The sequence below is a fragment of the Kitasatospora sp. NPDC048540 genome, assembly GCF_040651175.1.
Taxonomy (GTDB): Bacteria; Actinomycetota; Actinomycetes; order Streptomycetales; family Streptomycetaceae; genus Kitasatospora.
The window spans coordinates 12,241-31,408 of sequence record NZ_JBEZIR010000104.1; the positions used below are offsets into that span (position 1 = coordinate 12,241).

18 protein-coding genes are annotated in these 19,168 nt (G+C 71.8%); 9 read left to right on the plus strand and 9 right to left on the minus strand.

Annotated features, from left to right (window positions below):
- Window positions 1-16: 16 nt before the first annotated feature.
- Genes AB0D08_RS30525 through AB0D08_RS30550 form a run of 6 tightly spaced genes read right to left on the minus strand, consistent with a single transcriptional unit; the run spans window position 17 to window position 5,921 of the window.
- Window positions 17-1,264, minus strand: coding sequence for a cysteine desulfurase (locus tag AB0D08_RS30525; protein WP_149038107.1), 1,248 nt, complete (start codon window positions 1,262-1,264; stop codon window positions 17-19).
- A gap of 20 nt (window positions 1,265-1,284) precedes the next feature.
- Entirely contained in the window at window positions 1,285-2,049 is a 765-nt protein-coding gene (sufC, locus tag AB0D08_RS30530; protein ID WP_033820166.1) for a Fe-S cluster assembly ATPase SufC, read from the minus strand.
- Window positions 2,050-2,055: 6 nt separating this feature from the next.
- Window positions 2,056-2,373 carry a bifunctional 3-phenylpropionate/cinnamic acid dioxygenase ferredoxin subunit gene (locus AB0D08_RS30535; RefSeq protein ID WP_033820165.1) on the minus strand — a complete coding sequence of 106 codons (318 nt, stop codon included), beginning with the start codon at window positions 2,371-2,373 and terminating at the stop codon, window positions 2,056-2,058.
- Window positions 2,370-3,605, minus strand: coding sequence for a Fe-S cluster assembly protein SufD (gene sufD / locus AB0D08_RS30540; protein ID WP_033820164.1), 1,236 nt, complete (start codon window positions 3,603-3,605; stop codon window positions 2,370-2,372). Before sufD ends, AB0D08_RS30535 begins: the two co-directional genes overlap by 4 nt.
- Before the next feature lie 56 nt (window positions 3,606-3,661).
- Window positions 3,662-5,074: a Fe-S cluster assembly protein SufB gene (gene sufB, locus AB0D08_RS30545; RefSeq protein WP_033820163.1), complete on the minus strand. Its 1,413-nt coding sequence runs from the start codon at window positions 5,072-5,074 to the stop codon at window positions 3,662-3,664.
- Complete coding sequence (locus tag AB0D08_RS30550; RefSeq protein ID WP_149038106.1) at window positions 5,067-5,921, minus strand: helix-turn-helix domain-containing protein; 855 nt, start codon at window positions 5,919-5,921, stop codon at window positions 5,067-5,069. Before AB0D08_RS30550 ends, sufB begins: the two co-directional genes overlap by 8 nt.
- A 165-nt stretch (window positions 5,922-6,086) precedes the next feature.
- Here AB0D08_RS30550 and AB0D08_RS30555 point away from each other — a divergent pair, with 165 nt between their 5' ends.
- The gene (locus AB0D08_RS30555) at window positions 6,087-7,013 is read left to right on the plus strand and encodes an ABC transporter ATP-binding protein (RefSeq protein WP_033820162.1); all 927 of its coding nucleotides are present in this window, start codon (window positions 6,087-6,089) and stop codon (window positions 7,011-7,013) included.
- Window positions 7,014-7,054: 41 nt separating this feature from the next.
- Entirely contained in the window at window positions 7,055-7,774 is a 720-nt protein-coding gene (locus tag AB0D08_RS30560; RefSeq protein WP_051812274.1) for an ABC transporter permease, read from the plus strand.
- Window positions 7,775-7,781: 7 nt separating this feature from the next.
- Here the strand turns inward: AB0D08_RS30560 and AB0D08_RS30565 are convergent, their stop codons facing one another.
- Window positions 7,782-8,408, minus strand: coding sequence for an LPXTG cell wall anchor domain-containing protein (locus AB0D08_RS30565; RefSeq protein WP_033820160.1), 627 nt, complete (start codon window positions 8,406-8,408; stop codon window positions 7,782-7,784).
- Window positions 8,409-8,671: 263 nt separating this feature from the next.
- Between AB0D08_RS30565 and AB0D08_RS30570 the strand changes: the two genes are divergently transcribed.
- On the plus strand, window positions 8,672-9,646 hold the full coding sequence (locus AB0D08_RS30570; protein WP_359893420.1) for a COX15/CtaA family protein: 975 nt from the start codon (window positions 8,672-8,674) through the stop codon (window positions 9,644-9,646).
- A 72-nt stretch (window positions 9,647-9,718) separates the two neighbouring features.
- Here the strand turns inward: AB0D08_RS30570 and AB0D08_RS30575 are convergent, their stop codons facing one another.
- Window positions 9,719-10,057: a hypothetical protein gene (locus AB0D08_RS30575; RefSeq protein ID WP_033820158.1), complete on the minus strand. Its 339-nt coding sequence runs from the start codon at window positions 10,055-10,057 to the stop codon at window positions 9,719-9,721.
- Window positions 10,058-10,142: 85 nt separating this feature from the next.
- Here AB0D08_RS30575 and AB0D08_RS30580 point away from each other — a divergent pair, with 85 nt between their 5' ends.
- Complete coding sequence (locus AB0D08_RS30580) at window positions 10,143-10,784, plus strand: DUF2461 domain-containing protein (protein WP_033820157.1); 642 nt, start codon at window positions 10,143-10,145, stop codon at window positions 10,782-10,784.
- Between the two features lie 62 nt (window positions 10,785-10,846).
- On the opposite strand, the gene AB0D08_RS30585 is transcribed toward AB0D08_RS30580, so the two are convergent.
- Window positions 10,847-11,788 carry a heme o synthase gene (locus tag AB0D08_RS30585; protein ID WP_033820188.1) on the minus strand — a complete coding sequence of 314 codons (942 nt, stop codon included), beginning with the start codon at window positions 11,786-11,788 and terminating at the stop codon, window positions 10,847-10,849.
- A gap of 478 nt (window positions 11,789-12,266) precedes the next feature.
- Here AB0D08_RS30585 and tkt point away from each other — a divergent pair, with 478 nt between their 5' ends.
- The 5 genes from tkt to pgl form a co-directional block, all read left to right on the plus strand.
- Window positions 12,267-14,363, plus strand: coding sequence for a transketolase (gene tkt / locus AB0D08_RS30590; protein WP_033820156.1), 2,097 nt, complete (start codon window positions 12,267-12,269; stop codon window positions 14,361-14,363).
- A 104-nt stretch (window positions 14,364-14,467) separates the two neighbouring features.
- Window positions 14,468-15,583 (plus strand): transaldolase, encoded by a 1,116-nt coding sequence (gene tal, locus AB0D08_RS30595; protein ID WP_359893423.1) that lies wholly within the window; start codon window positions 14,468-14,470, stop codon window positions 15,581-15,583.
- A gap of 100 nt (window positions 15,584-15,683) precedes the next feature.
- Complete coding sequence (gene zwf / locus AB0D08_RS30600) at window positions 15,684-17,210, plus strand: glucose-6-phosphate dehydrogenase (RefSeq protein ID WP_359893428.1); 1,527 nt, start codon at window positions 15,684-15,686, stop codon at window positions 17,208-17,210.
- Complete coding sequence (gene opcA / locus AB0D08_RS30605; protein ID WP_359893425.1) at window positions 17,207-18,358, plus strand: glucose-6-phosphate dehydrogenase assembly protein OpcA; 1,152 nt, start codon at window positions 17,207-17,209, stop codon at window positions 18,356-18,358. Before zwf ends, opcA begins: the two co-directional genes overlap by 4 nt.
- A gap of 44 nt (window positions 18,359-18,402) precedes the next feature.
- Window positions 18,403-19,168: 6-phosphogluconolactonase (gene pgl, locus AB0D08_RS30610; protein ID WP_359893430.1), on the plus strand; the 766-nt coding region annotated here is incomplete at its 3' end.

Genomic DNA, 19,168 nt, shown 5'->3' on the forward strand with positions numbered 1-19,168 from the left:
CGCGGGCCCCGTCTCCTCAGCCGAAGAAGTTGCGGACGTGGTGCAGGCCGTCGATCAGGGCATCGACCTCGGCCGGCGTCGAGTACAGGTAGAACGACGCCCTGGTGGTCGCCGGAATTCCGTACCGCAGGCAGACCGGCCGCGCGCAGTGGTGGCCGACCCGGACCGCGATGCCCTGCTCGTCCAGCACTTGGCCCACATCGTGCGGGTGGATGTCGCCGAGCACGAAGGAGATCGCGGCGCCGCGGTCCACGGCCGTGCGCGGACCGATGATCCGCAGGTCGGGGACGTCCAGCAGCCGCTCCACCGCGTACTCGGTGATCGCGTGCTCATGGGCGGCGATCCTGTCCATGCCGATCGCCGTCAGGTAGTCCACGGCCGCGCCCAGCCCGACCGCCTGGGCGATCGGCGGGGTGCCGGCCTCGAACTTGTGCGGCGCCGGGGCGTAGGTGGACGCGCCCATGGTGACGGTCTCGATCATCTCGCCGCCGCCCAGGAACGGCGGGAGGTCCTCCAGCAGCTCCTGCCGGCCCCAGAGCACGCCGATGCCGGTCGGGCCCAGCATCTTGTGGCCGGTGAAGGCGACGAAGTCGGCCTCCAGCGCCTGCACGTCCAGCACCATGTGCGGGGCGGCCTGCGAGGCGTCGATCAGCACCAGGGCGCCGACCGACTGGGCCTTGCGGACGATCGCCTCGACCGGGTTGACCGTGCCCAGCAGGTTGGAGACCAGCGTGAAGGAGACGATCTTCGTCTTCTCGGTGATCAGCTCGTCGATGTTCGACAGGTCGAGCCGGCCGTCGTCGGTCAGCCCGAACCACTTCAGCTTCGCGCCGGTGCGCTGCGCCAGCAGCTGCCACGGCACGATGTTGGAGTGGTGCTCCATCTCGGTGATGACGATCTCCGAGTCCGCGTCCACGCGGTACGGCTCGTCGGCCCAGCCGAGCATGTTGGCGACCAGGTTGAGCGACTCCGAGGCGTTCTTGGTGAAGATCACCTCGTCCCGGCTCGGCGCGTTGACGAACGCCGCGACCTTGTCACGGGCGCCCTCGTACAGCGCCGTGGCCTCCTCGGCCAGCACGTGCACGCCGCGGTGCACGTTGGCGTTGTGCTGCTCGTAGTAGGCGTTCAGCGCCTCCAGCACCTGGCGGGGCTTCTGCGAGGTCGCCGCGTTGTCCAGGTACACCAGGGGCTTGTCGTCGTGCAGCAGCCGCTGCAGGACGGGGAAGTCCTTGCGGATCGCGTCGGTGTCGAGGAGCCCGGTCAGCGCCGAGCCGGGATGCAGTGTCACTCGGAAGCGCCGCCCTTCACGTAGGACTCGTAGCCCTCGTTCTCCAGCTTGTCGGCCAGCTCGGCGCCGCCGGACTCGACGATCCGGCCGGCCGCGAAGACGTGGACGTGGTCGGGCTTGATGTACCGCAGGATGCGGGTGTAGTGGGTGACCAGCAGGGTGCCGACCTCGCCGCTCTCGCGGACCCGGTTGATGCCCTCGGAGACCACCCGCAGGGCGTCGACGTCCAGGCCGGAGTCGGTCTCGTCGAGGATCGCGATCTTCGGCTTGAGCAGCTCCAGCTGGAGGATCTCGTGGCGCTTCTTCTCGCCGCCGGAGAAGCCCTCGTTCACGTTGCGCTCGGCGAACGCCGGGTCCATCTGCAGACCGGCCATCGCCTCCTTGACCTCCTTGACCCACAGCCGCAGCTTGGGGGCCTCGCCGCGGACGGCGGTGGCGGCGGTGCGCAGGAAGTTGGAGACCGAGACGCCGGGCACCTCGACCGGGTACTGCATGGCCAGGAAGACGCCGGCCCGGGCCCGCTCGTCGACCGACATGGCCAGCACGTCCTCGCCGTCCAGCAGCACCTCGCCACCGGTCACGGTGTACTTCGGGTGCCCGGCCAGCGAGTACGCCAGGGTGGACTTGCCGGAGCCGTTCGGACCCATGATCGCGTGGGTCTCGCCCTGCTTCACGGTCAGGTCGACGCCGCGGAGGATCTCGCGGGGGCCGTTCTCGGCCTCGACGGAGACGTGCAGGTCGCGGATTTCAAGGGTTGCCATGGGGACTCAGGACTCCTGGTTGACGGAGACGAGCACATCGTCCCCTTCGATCTTTACGGGGTAGACAGCGACCGGCTTGGTGGCGGGCAGTCCGGAGGGCTTGCCGGTCCGCAGGTCGAAGCTGGAGCCGTGCAGCCAGCACTCGATCATGCAGTCCTCGACCTCGCCCTCGGAGAGCGAGACGTTGGCGTGCGAGCAGGTGTCGTTGATCGCGTACACCTCGCCCTCGGTGCGGACCAGCGCGACCGGCACGCCGTTGAGGTCGACCCGCTTGGGCTCGTCCTCGGCGAGGTCGGTCAGCGCACAGGCGCGGAGGAAACTCATGCGACGGTCTCTTCCAGCTCCGCTTCGATCTTCTCCATCAGGCGGTCCTGGATCTCGGCGACGCCGATCTGCTGGACCAGCTCGGCGAAGAAGCCGCGCACCACCAGGCGGCGGGCCTCGTCCGCCGGGATGCCGCGGGCCTGCAGGTAGAAGAGCTGCTCGTCGTCGAAGCGGCCGGTGGCGGAGGCGTGGCCGGCGCCGGCGATCTCACCGGTCTCGATCTCCAGGTTCGGGATCGAGTCGACCCGGGCACCGTCGGTGAGCACCAGGTTGCGGTTGAGCTCGTAGGTGTCGGTGCCCTCGGCGGCGGCCCGGATCAGCACGTCGCCGACCCAGACCGCGTGCGCGTCCTGGCCCTGCAGCGCGCCCTTGTAGGCGACGTTCGAGCGGCAGTGCGGGGTGTCGTGGTCGATGACCAGCCGGTGCTCCAGGTGCTGGCCGGCGTCGGCGAAGTACAGGCCGAACAGCTCGGCCTCGCCGCCGGGGGCCGCGTAGGAGACCCGCGGGTGGATCCGGACCAGGTCGCCGCCGAAGGTGACCACCACGGACTTGAAGCTGGCGTCCCGGCCGACCAGGGCGGTGTGCTGGGAGGCGTGTACCGCGTCCCGGTCCCAGTCCTGGACCGACACGAAGGTCAGCTTGGCGCCGTCGCCGACCAGCAGCTCGACGTTGGCGGCCCGGGTGCCGGTGCCGGTGTGGTTGATCACCACGACGGCCTCGGCGAACGGCTTGACGTCGATCACCACGTGGGCGAAGCGGACGCCGCCCTCGGCGTGCACGTCGATCCGGACCGGCTCGGTGAGCACCGTCTCCTTCGGGACGGTGACCACCAGCGCCTGCTCGAAGGAGCTGAACGCCTGCGCGGCGACCCGGTCGACCGGCTTGCCGGCCTTGCCGATCCGCTCGTCGTCCCGGCCGACCAGCGAGGCGCTGACGCCCTCGGGCAGGCCCAGGTCGACCTTGTCCTCGCCCCGGACGGCCTCGGCCGCGGTGCCGTCGTGCAGCCCGCCGAGGCGGTGCAGCGGGGTGAACCGCCAGTCCTCCTCGCGGCCGTGCGGCACGGGGAAGTCGTTCACGTCGAACGAGGGCTTGACCGAGACGCGGGCGTCGATCGGCTGCTTGACGGTGGCGCGGCCGGTGCCGGGACCGGCCAGCTGCGCGCCCGCGCCGGCGGTACCGACCTCGATGGAACCGGCGGTGGTCGAGCCGGAGGGGGTGTTGACGTCAGCCATGGCTGTCGTGGTGCTCTCTTCCTAACGATGCGGGTTGGACTGCGTGCGGCCGGACGTCAGCCGACGGAGCCCTCCATCTGCAGCTCGATCAGCCGGTTCAGCTCCAGCGCGTACTCCATCGGCAGCTCGCGCGCGATCGGCTCGACGAAGCCGCGGACGATCATCGCCATCGCCTCGAACTCGGTCATGCCGCGGCTCATCAGGTAGAAGAGCTGGTCCTCGCTGACCTTGGAGACGGTCGCCTCGTGGCCCATCGACACGTCGTCCTCGCGGACGTCGACGTACGGGTAGGTGTCCGAGCGGGAGACGGTGTCGACCAGCAGCGCGTCGCAGAGCACGTTGGACTTGGCGCCCTTGGAGCCCTCGCCGATCTCGATCAGACCGCGGTAGGAGGTCCGGCCGCCGCCGCGCGCCACCGACTTGGAGACGATGTTGGAGGAGGTGTTCGGCGCCATGTGCACCATCTTGGCGCCGGCGTCCTGGTGCTGGCCCTCGCCCGCGAAGGCGATCGACAGGGTCTCGCCCTTGGCGTGCTCGCCCATCAGGTACACGGCCGGGTACTTCATGGTCACCTTGGAGCCGATGTTGCCGTCGACCCACTCCATGGTCGCGCCCTCGTACGCCACGGCGCGCTTGGTGACCAGGTTGTAGACGTTGTTCGACCAGTTCTGGATGGTCGTGTAGCGGCAGCGGCCGCCCTTCTTGACGATGATCTCCACGACCGCGGAGTGCAGCGAGTCCGAGGAGTAGATCGGGGCGGTGCAGCCCTCGACGTAGTGGACGTAGGCGTCCTCGTCGACGATGATCAGCGTCCGCTCGAACTGGCCCATGTTCTCGGTGTTGATCCGGAAGTAGGCCTGCAGCGGGATGTCGACGTGCACGCCCTTCGGCACGTAGATGAACGATCCGCCGGACCACACCGCGGTGTTCAGCGAGGCGAACTTGTTGTCACCCACCGGGATGACGGTGCCGAAGTACTCCTTGAAGAGCTCCGGGTGCTCCTTGAGCGCGGTGTCGGTGTCCAGGAAGATGACGCCCTGCTCCTCCAGGTCCTCGCGGATCTGGTGGTAGACGACCTCGGACTCGTACTGCGCGGCGACACCGGCGACCAGGCGCTGCTTCTCCGCCTCCGGGATGCCCAGCTTGTCGTACGTCGCCTTGATGTCGGCGGGCAGGTCCTCCCAGGACTCGGCCTGCTTCTCGGTCGAGCGGACGAAGTACTTGATGTTGTCGAAGTCGATCCCGCTGAGGTCCGAGCCCCAGGTCGGCATGGGCTTCTTGCCGAACAGCTTGAGGCCCTTGAGCCGCAGGTTCAGCATCCACTCGGACTCGTTCTTCTTCGCCGAGATGTCCCGGACGACGTCCTCGCTGAGGCCGCGCTTGGCGACGGCACCCGCGGCGTCGGAGTCCGACCAGCCGTACTCGTAGGTGCCCAGGCCCTCGAGCTCCGGGTGTGCGATGTCAGTCATGCGAGGTTCCTCCGCGCGGACGAGCCGATTCGTTGGGGGACGTACCGACAGTCGGCACGGCACCGGGCCCCCGCCCACGGGCGGAGGACGGTGCGGCACCGGGTGCCGGCACATAGGTGGTGCAGACCCCGTCGCCGTGGGCGATGGTGGCCAGCCTTTGCACATGGGTGCCCAGCAGCCGGGAGAAGACCTCGGTCTCCGCCTCGCACAGCTGCGGGAACTGCTCGGCGATGTGCGCCACCGGGCAGTGGTGCTGGCAGAGCTGGGCGCCGACCGGCGCCTTGGCCGCCGACGCCGCGGGCACCCGCCGCACCGTCGCAGCGTACCCGTCGGCGCTCAGCGCCTCGGCGAGCGCCTCGGCACGCATGCCGTCCGCCGCCTCGGCCAGCACCCGCTGGTACCGCTCGCCCTGCTTCAGGAAGCGGGCCCGGGCGAAGGCGGCGACCGCCTCCTCGCCCGCCTTGCCGCCGCCCACCGCGTCCGAGATCCAGCGCAGCGCGTCGGCCGCGAGCTGGTCGTAGGCCTGGTAGAAGGCGTCCCGGCCGCACTCGGTCAGGGCGAACACCTTGGCCGGACGACCCCGGCCGCGGCTGCCGTAGACCCGCTGCTCCCGGGACTCCACCAGACCGGCGGCGGCCAGCGAGTCCAGGTGCCGGCGGACCGCGGCGGCGGTCAGCCCGAGGCGGCTGGCCAGGTCCGCGGCGGAGGAGGGCCCGTGGTCGAGGATCGAGCGGGCGACCCGGTCCCGGGTCGCCCGATGCCCGTCCACCAGGGCTTCCGTCGCGGGCGCGGGCACGGCGGCGCCGGCGGCCGTGGCGGCCTCCGACTCCTGGGCGTGCTCGCGCATGTATTTCACAACACGATTGTTGCGTAATTCCTTCCGGAACGACAAGCCGTGATCCACGCCTCACCCGTGGCTTCAATCACGCAGGTAAGCCTTACCTGACCTGGGAGTTCGATCACTCCGGGGCGGTGCACCGGGTCCCGGGGCCGCCCTCTTAGACTCCCCGGTATGCGCTACGAACCCGCCGTCGAGGTGGCCGGGCTGGTCAAACGGTACGGCGACAAGACCGCCGTGAACGGTCTCGACCTGGCCATCCCCCGCGGCACGGTCACCGCCGTGCTCGGCCCCAACGGAGCCGGCAAGACCACCACCGTCGAAATCTGCGAGGGCTACCGCCGCCCCGACGCCGGCACCGTGCGGGTGCTCGGCCTCGACCCGGTCGCTGACGCCGCCCGGCTCCGGCCGCGGATCGGCGTGATGCTCCAGTCGGGCGGCGTGTACGCCGGCGCGCGCGCCGTCGAGATGCTGAAGCACACCGCCAAGCTGTACGCCGACCCGCTCCCGGTCGCCCCGCTGGTCGAACGGCTCGGTCTCGGCTCCTGCGGCCGCACCGCCTACCGCCGCCTCTCCGGCGGCCAGCAGCAGCGCCTCGCGCTGGCGATGGCCGTGGTCGGCCGCCCCGAGCTGGTCTTCCTGGACGAGCCCACCGCCGGCCTCGACCCGCAGGCCCGGCGCGCCACCTGGGAGCTGGTGCGCGAACTGCGCCGGGACGGCGTCACCGTGGTGGTGACCACCCATCACATGGACGAGGCCGAGCAGCTCGCCGACGCGGTCGCCATCGTCGACCACGGCCGGGTGATCGCCGCGGGCAGCCCCGAGGAACTCTGCCGCGGCGGCGCCGAGAGCACCCTGCGGTTCGACGGCCCGCCCGGACTCGACCTGTCCGGCCTGCGCAAGGTGCTGCCCGACGGCGCCGACGCGAGCGAGCCCGTCCCCGGCAGCTACCGCGTCCAGGCACCGGTGGACCCCCGGCTGCTGGCCACCGTCACGGCCTGGTGCGCCGAGGCCGGCGTGATGCCGGAACGGCTGGCCGTCGGGCGGCGCAGCCTCGAGGACGTCTTCCTGGAGCTGACCGGACGGGAGCTGCGCTCGTGACCACGTACGAACCGCGGCCGGGCGGCGCCCCGGTCGGCCGGATGCTGCTGGCGCAGACCGCGCTGGAGACCCGGATGCTGCTGCGCAACGGCGAGCAGCTGCTGCTGACCGTGATCATCCCGACCGTGCTGCTGGTGCTGTTCAGCGCCGTCGACGTGGTCGCCGTGGAGGGCCCCGGCGAGCGGGTCGACTTCCTGGCCCCCGGGCTGCTGGCGCTCGCCGTGCTGTCCACCGCGTTCACCGGCCAGGCCATCGCCACCGGCTTCGAGCGCCGCTACGGCGTCCTCAAGCGGCTCGGGTCGACCCCGCTGCCGCGCTGGGCGCTGCTCACCGCGAAGACCGGCTGCGTGCTGGTGACCGAGGTGCTGCAGGTGCTGCTGCTGTCGGCGGTGGCGCTGGCGCTGGGCTGGTCCCCGCACGGCAACCCGCTCGGGGTGCTGGCCCTGCTGGCGCTCGGCACCGCGGCCTTCTCCGGCCTCGGCCTGCTGATGGCCGGCACGCTGCGCGCGGAGGCCACGCTGGCCGCGGCCAACCTGGTGTTCGTCCTGCTGCTGCTGGCCGGCGGGGTGGTGGTGCCGCTGTCGAAGTTCCCGTCGGCGGTGCGGCCGGTGCTGGAACTGCTGCCGATCAGCGCGCTGTCCGACGGGCTGCGCTCAGTCCTCCAGTACGGGGGCTCGGTGCCCTGGGCGGATCTGGGGATCCTGTCCGTCTGGGCCGTCCTGGGGCTGGGCGCAGCCGGCCGGTTCTTCCGCTGGGAGTGACGTCGCGTCAGTGACGGCGCGACGGACGGCGGCGGAGCGCGAACAGGACGCCGCCGCCGACCGCGATCACGCCGACGCCGGCGGCCGCGAGGACGCCCGCGTTGCTGCCGCCGCCGGTCGAGGCCAGCTGCGGCCCGGTCGGGGAGGCGCTGGGGGTGCCCGCGGGGCTGGTGCCGGGCGTGCCGGTCGGCGGCGTCGAGGTGCTCGGCGTCGACGAGTGGCCGGTCGGCGGGGTGCTGGGCGGGGTGCTCGGCGGGGTCGAGGGGGACACCGGGCACTCGTGCGCGACCAGTTGCTTGGTGAAGCTCCAGCCCTTCTTGCCGTCCTTGTCCTCGTCGGTCCGGACGGTCAGGGTCGCGGTGACGTCGGCGGTGTGCGCCGCCACCTTGAACTCCTGCTGGAAGGAGCCGCCGAAGGCCACCTTGTCGAGCACCGTGTCGGCGCCGATGACCAGGGTGACGGTGTTGCTGCTCTTCGCGTTGTAGGCCGTCAGATCGACGGTGACCTTGTCGCAGGTGATGCCCGTCCTGCTGGTGTGTGCCGAGGCGGTGCCCGCCAGCACCAGCGGTGCCACCAGGCCGATACCGGCCGCCGCGGCGACCAGGCCGCCGGATATCCGTCGCTGCCCTGCCATGCTCTGTTCCTCATTTCAGCCGAGTGGCCAGAATCGTGCGCCGACCTCACCACACCCGATGTCCTTTCGGATAGACCTCGGACGGAACCGGGCCGAACCGGAAATGAATCATGGAAGATCGGGCACGATTCCCGTCCGCCGACCGGCCGCGGGTTCCGACCGGGCCGATGTCCGATCCGCACCGGTAGTCCGTTCTGCGGCACTGCTCCCGCCGTCGGCCGCCCCGCCCCAAGATCGGCCGTAAGCGCACCTAGGATGAACGGGTGCGTACCCCCTCCTCCCTCCTCGCCGACCGCTGGCACCCGTCCGCCGAGACCGTCCGGCGGGCGGCGCTGGCCGCGCTGGTGATGAGCGTGGTCATCGTGGTGACCGGCGGCGCCGTCCGGCTCACCGCCTCCGGCCTCGGCTGCACCACCTGGCCCCGCTGCACCGGCGAGAGCCTGACCCCGACGCCCGAGCTGGGCCTGCACGGGGTCATCGAGTTCACCAACCGGATGCTCACCTACGTGCTGTGCGGGGCCATCGCCTGGGCCACCCTGGCGGCCCGCTGCGCGGCCACCTGGCGGCGCGGCCTGACCCGGCTCGGCTGGGCGCAGTTCTGGCTGGTGATGAGCAACGCCGTGATCGGCGGCATCACCGTGCTGACGCACCTCAACCCGTACGTGGTCGCGCTGCACATGGTGGCGGCGATGGCGCTGGTCTGGGTCTCGGTGCTGATGTGGGAGCGGTCGAAGGAGGGCGACGGCGCGCCCCGGCCGCTGGTCGCCGGGCCGATCCTGCGGCTGGCGAAGGTGCTGGTGCTGGTGGTCGGCCTGCTGGTGCTGGCCGGCACCCTGGTGACCGGCGCGGGCCACCACCCGGGGTCCTCCGGGACGATGGACGAGCCGGTCCGGCGGATCACGCTGGACTACGACCGGCTCGCCCAGGCCCACGCCGACCTGGCCTTCGTCGCGGTCGGCCTGACCATCGCGGTGATCTTCGTCTTCGCCGCCGTCAAGGCGCCGCCGGCCGCCCGCGCGCGGGTCCGCGACCTGATGGCGGTCCTGCTGCTGCAGGGCCTGCTGGGCTTCGTCCAGTACTTCACCGACGCCCCCGAGCTGATGGTCGGGGTGCACATGCTGGGCGCCGCGCTGACCTGGATCGCCGCCCTGCGGATCCCGCTCGCGCTGCGCACCCGGGCCGACGGGGAGAGCGCCGCCGCGGCCCCCGTGCCGGCCCCGCAGACCGCCTCGGTCTGACCGCACCCGGCCCCGGCCGGAGCGGACGACGAAGGGCCCCGAGCATCCGCTCGGGGCCCTTCTCGCGTCCGGTCAGCCGCCGAGCTGGAGGCCGGCCATCCGCTTCCACTCGTAGGCACCGGTGCGCACCTTGAGGCCGAGCTCGCCCTCGAAGTCGTCGTGCAGCTTCAGGCCGGCCAGTTCGGCCGCCCGGACGCCGACGGCGTGGGTGGGGGCGACCTGGTCGCCCCAGGCGCCGTCCGCGCCGACCACGACGATCCGGGTGGCCGTGCGGCCGACGTACTCGACGACGCCGTCGGCGCTGCCGCCGTGCTGGGCGGCGAAGCGGGTGAGGTGCTTGGCGATGCGCTTGGCCCGCCGCTCGGCGCGGGCGTCGGGCGCGGCGGTGGTGGCGTTCTCTGCGCTGGTCATGCCCGCATGCTACCGATCGGTAGCCGTACTGGCGACGGGAGCGCGGTGTGCGGCGGACCACACGGTGCGCCGATAGCCTGGTCCGGTGACTTTCGAAGGCTGGCAGGACGAGGCACTGGAGTTCTACGAGCGGCTGGAGGCCGACAACTCGAAGGCCTACTGGAGCGCCCACAAGGAGCGGTACGAGCGCGCGGTGCGCGAGCCGATGGCCGAGCTGCTGGAGCAGCTGGAGCCGGAGTTCGGGCCCGGCAAGATCTTCCGCCCCAACCGGGACGTCCGGTTCAGCGCCGACAAGGCGCCGTACAAGACCCACATCGGCGGATACCTGACGGCCGGCGGCTACATCCAGCTCTCCGCCGACGGCCTGGCCTGCGGCAACGGCATGTACCAGCTGGCCTCCGACCAGCTGGCGCGCTACCGGGCGGCCGTCGCCGAGGACGTCACCGGCGGCGAGCTGGAACGGGTGATCGCCCGGGTGGAGAAGGCCGGCCCGCGGGTCACCGGCCGCGACCCGTTGAAGACCGCACCGCGCGGCTACCCCAAGGACCACCCGCGGATCGACCTGCTGCGCAACAAGGGCCTGGTGGCCTGGCAGGAGTGGGAGCCCGCCGACTGGCTGGGCACCCCGGAGGCGTACCGGCGGATCACCGCGTTCCTGCGGGCCTCGCAGCCGCTCAAGGACTGGCTCGACGGCCACGTCGGCCCGAGCACGCTGCCGCCGCGCTGACCCGCCCACCACACGCGAAGGGCCCCGCCGGCGTCCCGGCGGGGCCCTTCGCGGTGCGGGCGCTACTTGACGAACGGGTCGACCGCGATGACCACGAACAGCAGGGTCAGGTAGGTGATCGACCAGTGGAACAGCCGCATCTCCTTGAGCTTGGCGCCGACCACGCCGGCCTTGGCCCGGGCGTGCAGGCCGTGCGCCTCCTTGAGCCAGGCCGCGCCCAGCACGACGGCCGAGACCGGGTACAGCCAGCTGGTGTCGGCCAGCGGCCACAGCGCCAGCGAGACCGCCACCATGATCCAGGAGTACGCCACGATCTGCCGGGCCACCGCCAGGTTGCCCTTGATCACCGGGAGCATCGGCACCCCGGCCCGGGCGTAGTCCTCGCGCACCTTCATCGACAGCGGCCAGTAGTGCGGCGGCGTCCAGAAGAAGATCACCAGGAACAGCACCAGCGCCGACCAGGACAGCGAGTCCGTCACCGCGGCCCAGCCGACGAACACCGGCATGCAGCCGGCGATGCCGCCCCAGACGATGTTCTGCGCGGTGCGCCGCTTCAGGCCCAGGGTGTACACGAAGACGTAGAACAGCAGCGCGCCGAGCGCCAGCGCCGAGGCCAGCGGGTTGACCAGCAGGCCGAGCCAGACGGTCGAGCCGACCGCCAGCGCGATGCCGAACACCAGCGCCTCGCGCGGCGAGACCATCCCGGTCACCAGCGGGCGCCGCTCGGTGCGGCTCATCACCGCGTCGATGTCGCGGTCGATGTACATGTTGAGCGCGTTGGCACCGCCGGCCGACAGGTAGCCGCCGACCACCACCCACAGCACCAGCAGCGGATCGGGCACCCCGCGCTGCGCCAGGAACATCACCGGCACGGTGGTGATCAGCAGCAGCTCGATGATCCGGGGTTTGGTCAGTGCGACGAAGGCCCCGACACGGGCCCCGAACGGCCGATGCGCAGGCGTCGCTCCGACCGCCCCGGCGGGGCGGGATTCGACGGCGGTCACGAACACCCCAACTCACGATGAACCTTCACAGGCGCCCACCGGACCCGTGGGTGCCGATACGTCCGCTCTGCGCGTACCACGCCACCTTAGACGCTCCATATCTCCCGACCGGCCCCGGGGTACCCCGGCGAGCCGAACCGCACACCGCCGGGTGAATCACCGCAGACCGGACAGGAGTTTTGCCCCTTATATATGCAATTCACGGCTCGCTCGTCTTGCCCCTCGGACGGGCGGGACCGGGGAGTTTCCGTGAAGGTAGGACGAAGACGCAGGTACGAGACCGAGCGCGACGCCCCCGCCGGATCCCCACCGCTCCCGGCACGCAGGGTGAGGGGGCCCCAGGGCGGTAGGCTCGCACGCAGAAGCGGGATCAACCCTCCGTGACCGGCACCATCGAAACGTCTGGTCCACAGCGACGTGGCCGACCCGGTCCCCTTCACGGGGTCACACTTCACTATGGAAGGAGCCCTGAGTCAGGGTGAGCACGACGCCGAACGTATTCGAGTGGACCGAACTGGATCAGAGGGCTGTGGACACCGCCCGGGTCCTGGCCATGGACGCCGTGCAGAAGGTTGGCAACGGCCACCCCGGCACGGCGATGTCGCTGGCCCCCGCGGCATACGTGATCTTCCAGCGGTTCCTGCGCCACGACCCCACCGACCCCTCCTGGGTCGGCCGCGACCGCTTCGTGCTGTCCCCGGGGCACACCTCGCTGACGCTCTACACCCAGCTCTTCCTGTCCGGGTACGGCCTGTCGCTGGACGACCTGAAGGCCTTCCGGGTCGCCGGCAGCCGCACCCCGGGCCACCCCGAACACGGTCACACCGCGGGCGTGGAGACCACCACCGGCCCGCTCGGCCAGGGCATCGGCAACGCGGTCGGCATGGCGATGGCGGCCCGCTACGAGCGCGGCCTGTTCGACCCCGAGGCCCCGGCCGGCACCTCGCCGTTCGACCACACCATCTGGGCCATCGTCTCCGACGGCGACCTGGAGGAGGGCATCTCCGCCGAGGCGTCCTCGCTGGCCGGCCACCAGAAGCTGGGCAACCTGGTCGCGCTCTACGACGACAACCACATCTCGATCGAGGGCGACACCGCGACCGCCTTCTCCGAGGACGTGCTGGCCCGCTACGAGGCCTACGGCTGGCACGTGCAGCGGATCACCCCGAAGTCCGACGGCGACATCGACGTCTTCGCGCTCGCCGAGGCGCTCGAGGCGGCGAAGGCCGAGACCTCGCGCCCGTCGATCATCGCGATGCGCACGATCATCGCCTGGCCGGCCCCGGACGCCCAGAACACCGCCAAGGCGCACGGCTCCGCGCTCGGCGACGCCGAGATCGCCGCCACCAAGAAGGTCCTCGGCTTCTCGCCGGAGAAGACCTTCGAGGTCTCCGAGGCCGTCCTCGACCACGCCCGCGAGGTCATCCAGCGCGGCAAGGCCGCCCGCACCGAGTGGGAGCAGGGCTTCCACGCCTGGCACGCCGCCAACCCGCAGCGCGCCGCCGACTTCGACCGGATCCAGGTCGGCGAGCTGCCGGCCGGCTGGGAGAAGGCCGTCCCCTCCTTCCCCGCGGGCAAGGAGGTCGCCACCCGCAAGGCGTCCGGCGAGACCCTCAAGGCGCTCGGCGCGGTGATCCCGGAGCTGTGGGGCGGCTCGGCCGACCTCGCGGAGTCCAACCTCACCACCATCGACGAGGAGAGCTCCTTCCTCCCCGAGGGCAACCCGCTGAAGTCCGCGAGCCCCTACGGCCGCACCATCCACTTCGGCATCCGCGAGCACGCCATGGGCTCCACCATGAACGGCATCGCGCTGCACGGCCGCACCCGCGTCTTCGGCGGCACCTTCCTGGTCTTCGCCGACTACATGCGCCCGTCCGTGCGCCTGGCCGCCCTGATGAAGCTGCCGGTCACCTACGTCTGGACGCACGACTCGATCGGCCTCGGCGAGGACGGCCCGACCCACCAGCCGGTCGAGCACCTGGCCTCGCTGCGGGCCATCCCGGGCCTGTCCATGGTCCGCCCGGCCGACGCCAACGAGACCGCGGTCGCCTGGCGCACCGTGCTGGAGCGGCACACCAGCCACCCCGGCCCGGTCGGCCTGGCGCTCACCCGCCAGAACGTGCCCACCTTCGACCGCGAGGTGTTCGCCTCCGCCGAGGGCACCGCCAAGGGCGGCTACGTGCTGGCCGAGGCCTCCGGCGCGGCGCCGAAGGTGATCCTGATCGGCACCGGCTCCGAGGTCCAGCTGGCCGTCCAGGCCCGCGAGGCCCTGGAGGCCGACGGCATCCCGACCCGGGTGGTGTCGATGCCGTCGATCGAGTGGTTCAACGAGCAGGACCAGGCCTACCGCGACACCGTGCTGCCGCCCAACGTGCGCGCCCGCGTCTCGGTCGAGGCCGGCATCGCCCAGGGCTGGCGCGAGCTGGTCGGCGACGCCGGCCGGATCGTCAGCCTGGAGCACTTCGGCGCCTCCGCCGACTACAAGGTGCTGTTCCAGGAGTTCGGCCTGACCGCCGAGGCCGTCGCGGGCGCGGCCCGCGCCTCGCTGCGCACGGTCGAGGCCGTCTCCCGATAACGCCGCCGGGGCCGGGGTACCCGACCGCACAGCGGGTACCCCGGCCCGTCTGACGACCCCACAGCAGACGAACGAAGTCGAAAAGAAGAAGAGGACTGAGCACCATGACCGACGCACTGAAGCGCCTCACCGACGAAGGCGTGGCGATCTGGCTGGACGACCTCAGCCGCGACCGGCTGAACAGCGGGAACCTGGCCGAGCTGGTGCAGAGCAAGCACGTCGTGGGTGTCACCACCAACCCGACCATCTTCCAGAAGGCCATCGGCGGCGGCAGCGCCGCCTACCAGGGCCAGCTCCGGGACCTCGCCGTCCGCAAGGTCACCACGGACGAGGCCGTCCGCATGATCACCACCAGCGACGTCCGCGACGCCGCGGACGTGCTGCGCCCGGTCTACGACGCCTCGAACGGCCGCGACGGCCGGGTCTCCATCGAGGTCGACCCGCGCCTGGCCCACGAGACCGCGGCCACCGTGGCCGAGGCCAAGCAGCTGTGGTGGCTGGTGGACCGCCCGAACGTGTTCATCAAGATCCCCGCCACCGAGGCCGGCCTGCCCGCCATCACCGCGGTCCTCGCCAAGGGCATCAGCGTCAACGTCACGCTGATCTTCTCGCTGGCGCGCTACCGCGCGGTGATGGACGCCTACCTGACCGGTCTGGAGCAGGCCAAGTCGGCCGGCCTGGACCTGTCCTCGATCGAGTCCGTCGCCTCGTTCTTCGTCTCCCGCGTGGACACCGAGATCGACAAGCGCCTGGAGAAGATCGGCGGCGACGCCAAGGAGCTGCGCTCCAAGGCCGCGCTGGCCAACGCCCGGCTCGCCTACCAGGCGTACGAGGAGGTCTTCTCCTCCGACCGCTGGAAGGCCCTGGAGGCCGCCGGCGCCAAGCCGCAGCGCCCGCTGTGGGCCTCCACCGGCGTCAAGGACCCGGCCCTGCCGGACACCCTGTACGTCACCGAGCTGGTCGCCCCGGGCACCGTCAACACCATGCCCGAGGCCACCCTGGACGCCACCGACGACCACGGCGTGGTCACCGGTGACACCATCACCGTCAACTACGCCGACGCCAAGGCCGTGATGGACGCCATCGCCGCCGCCGGCGTCGACTACGACGACGTCGTCCAGGTGCTGGAGGACGAGGGCGTCGAGAAGTTCGCCGTCTCCTGGAACGAACTGCTCGACACCGTCACGGCGTCGCTGGCCTCGTTCGCCGACGAGAAGTGACCCCGCTCACCGCCATCGCACTGGAAGCGGAGCCCACCACGTGAGCAACACACAGCCGTACCCGGATGTCGAGGGGGCGGAGGCGGACCAGGGCGAACCCCTGCTCGTCCCCGCCAACCCGCTGCGTGACCCCGCCGACCGCCGGCTGCCGCGGATCGCCGGACCGTCCGGTCTGGTGATCTTCGGCGTGACGGGTGACCTGTCGCGCAAGAAGCTGATGCCGGCCATCTACGACCTGGCCAACCGCGGCCTGCTGCCCCCGGGCTTCTCGCTGGTCGGCTTCGCCCGGCGGGAGTGGGAGGACGAGGACTTCGCCAAGGAGGTCCACGACGCGGTCAAGCAGCACGCCAGGACCCCCTTCCGCGAGGAGGTCTGGCAGCAGCTGGCCAAGGGCATGCGGTTCGTCCAGGGCACCTTCGAGGACGACGACGCCTTCGACACCCTGCGCAAGACCATCGAGGACCTCGACGAGGCGCAGGGCACCGGCGGCAACTTCGCCTTCTACCTGTCGGTGCCGCCGAAGGCCTTCCCGGTCGTGGTGCAGCAGCTCAAGAAGCACGGCCTGGCGGACCCGCCGGCCGGCTCCTGGCGCCGCGCGGTGATCGAGAAGCCGTTCGGCCACAACCTGGAGACCGCGCAGGAGCTGAACCGGATCGTCCACGAGGTCTTCCCCCGGGACGAGGTCTTCCGGATCGACCACTACCTGGGCAAGGAGACCGTCCAGAACATCCTGGCGCTCCGCTTCGCCAACACGATGTTCGAGCCGATCTGGAACCGGTCGTACGTCGACCACGTGCAGATCACCATGGCCGAGGACATCGGGATCGGCGGCCGGGCCGGGTACTACGACGGCATCGGCTCGGCCCGGGACGTCATCCAGAACCACCTGCTCCAGCTGATGGCGCTCACCGCCATCGAGGAGCCGGCCTCGTTCCACCCCAAGGCCCTGGTCGCCGAGAAGCTCAAGGTGCTCAGCGCCGTCCAGCTCCCCGAGGACCTCAGCAAGCACACAGTGCGCGGCCAGTACACGGCCGGCTGGCAGGGCGGCGAGGAGGTGGTCGGCTACCTGGAGGAGGACGGGATCAACCCCGCGTCCAAGACCGACACCTACGCCGCCATCAAGCTGGAGATCAACAACCGCCGCTGGGCGGGCGTCCCGTTCTACCTGCGCACCGGCAAGCGGCTGGGCCGCCGGGTCACCGAGATCGCGGTGGTCTTCCAGCGCGCCCCGTACCTGCCGTTCGACTCCTACGCCACCGAGGAGCTGGGGCAGAACGCCCTGGTGATCCGGGTGCAGCCGGACGAGGGCGTCACGGTGCGGTTCGGCTCCAAGGTGCCGGGCACCTCCTTCGAGGTCCGGGACGTCACGATGGACTTCGCCTACGGCGAGTCCTTCACCGAGTCCAGCCCGGAGGCGTACGAGCGGCTCATCCTCGACGTGCTGCTCGGCGACGCCAACCTGTTCCCGCGCCACCAGGAGGTCGAGCTCTCCTGGGGGATCCTCGATCCGATCGAGAACTACTGGGACACCCACGGCAAGCCCGCGCAGTACCCCGCGGGGGCCTGGGGGCCGGCCGAGGCGGACGAGATGCTCGCACGAGACGGCAGGAGCTGGCGGCGGCCATGAAGATCGACCTGACGAACACCACGTCCAGCAAGATCAACGCTGCGTTGATGGACGCCCGCCGGGCCAGCGGCTCCACCGCCGCCGGCATGGTGCTCACCCTCGTCATCGTCACCGACGAGGGCAGCGCCTACGACGCGCTCAAGGCCGCCAACGACGCCTCCCGCGAGCACCCCTCGCGGATCCTGGCGGTCATCCGGCGCGCCGGACGCTCGCCCCGGGCCCGGGCCGAGACCCGGCTGGACGCCGAGGTCCTGGTCGGCACCGACGCCGGCTCCGGCGAGACCGTCATCCTGCGGATGCACGGCGAACTGGTCTCGCACGCCCAGTCGGTGGTGCTGCCGCTGCTGCTGCCGGACGCCCCCGTGGTGGTCTGGTGGCCGGAGAACGCACCGAAGAACCCGGCCCAGGACCCGCTCGGCGCACTCGCCCAGCGCCGGATCACCGACGCGGTCACCGCCGAGTCGCCGGTCGACCAGCTCGCCCAGCGGGCCGACAGCTACACCCCCGGCGACACCGACCTGGCCTGGACCCGAATCACCGGCTGGCGCTCGATGCTGGCCGCCGCGCTGGACCAGCGGCCCGCCACGATCACCTCCGCGGTGGTCGAGGGCGAGTCCTACAACCCCAGCGTGGAACTGCTCGGCCTGTGGCTCACCACCCGGCTGCGGGTCCCGGTCGAGCGGGTCGTCACGGCCGGCCCCGGCATCACCGCGGTCCGGCTGCGGGCCAAGGACGGCGACATCACACTGGACCGGCCGGACGGGCTGCTCGGCACGCTGGCCATGCCCGGCGCGCCGGACCGGATGGTCGCGCTCAAGCGGCGGGACACCGCCGAGCTGATCGCGGAGGAGCTGCGCCGGCTCGACCCGGACGACATCTACGCGGCGGCCGTCCGCACGCCGGTCGACCGGCTGCGCGAGCCGTCCGCCGCGAAGGCGCCGGCCGAGCCGGTGGCCGCCGCGGTGGCGGCCCCGGCGCGGGTGACCGCCAAGGTGCCGGTGGCCGAGCAGCCGGCCTCGGACGACGTGGCCGCGGGCGGTACCGGCAAGGCGGCGGGGAAGAAGCCCGCGGCCGGGCCCGCCGCGAAGCCGGCCACGGGGAAGGCCACCGCGAAGAAGGCCGCCACGCGCAAGCGGAGCGGATCGTGACCGGGGGCGCCCCGCAGCTCGTCGTGCACCACGACAAGGAGCTGATGGCCCAGGCGACCGCGGCCCGGCTGATCACCCGGATCGTGGACGCCCAGGCCGCCCGCGGCACCGCCTCGGTGGTGCTCACCGGCGGCCGCAACGGCAACGCCCTGCTGGCCGCCGTCGCCGCCTCCCCGGCGCGCGACGCGGTCGACTGGGCACTGGTCGACCTGTGGTGGGGCGACGAGCGCTTCGTCCCCGCCGCCGACCCGGACCGCAACGCGGTCCAGGCCCGGGCCGAGCTGCTGGCGCAGCTGCCGCTGGACCCGGCCCGGGTGCACGAGATGCCGGCCTCGGACGGCGTCGACGGCTCCGACGTGGAGGCCGCCGCCGCGCGGTACGCCGAGGAGCTGGCGAAGGCGGCCGGCGGGGGCAGCGGTCTCGCCGTCCCGGCCTTCGACGTGCTGCTGCTCGGGGTCGGTCCTGACACCCATGTCGCCTCCCTCTTCCCGGAGCACCCGGGCGTGCGGGAGACCGACCTGACCGTGATCGGCGTACGGGGCTCGCCGAAGCCGCCGCCGGTGCGGATCTCGCTCACCCTCCCGGCGATCCGGGCGGCGCGTGAGGTCTGGCTGCTGGCGGCGGGCGAGGACAAGGCGGACGCGGTGGCGCTCGCGCTGTCCGGCCCGGGCGAGGTGCAGGCGCCGGCCTCCGGCGCGTACGGCACCGAGCGCACGCTGTGGCTGCTCGACCGCACGGCCGCCGCGCGGATCCGCGATGCGCCGTGGTGCTCGGCCGGGGCGCCCGCCGACTGGTGCTGGCCGGGACGGC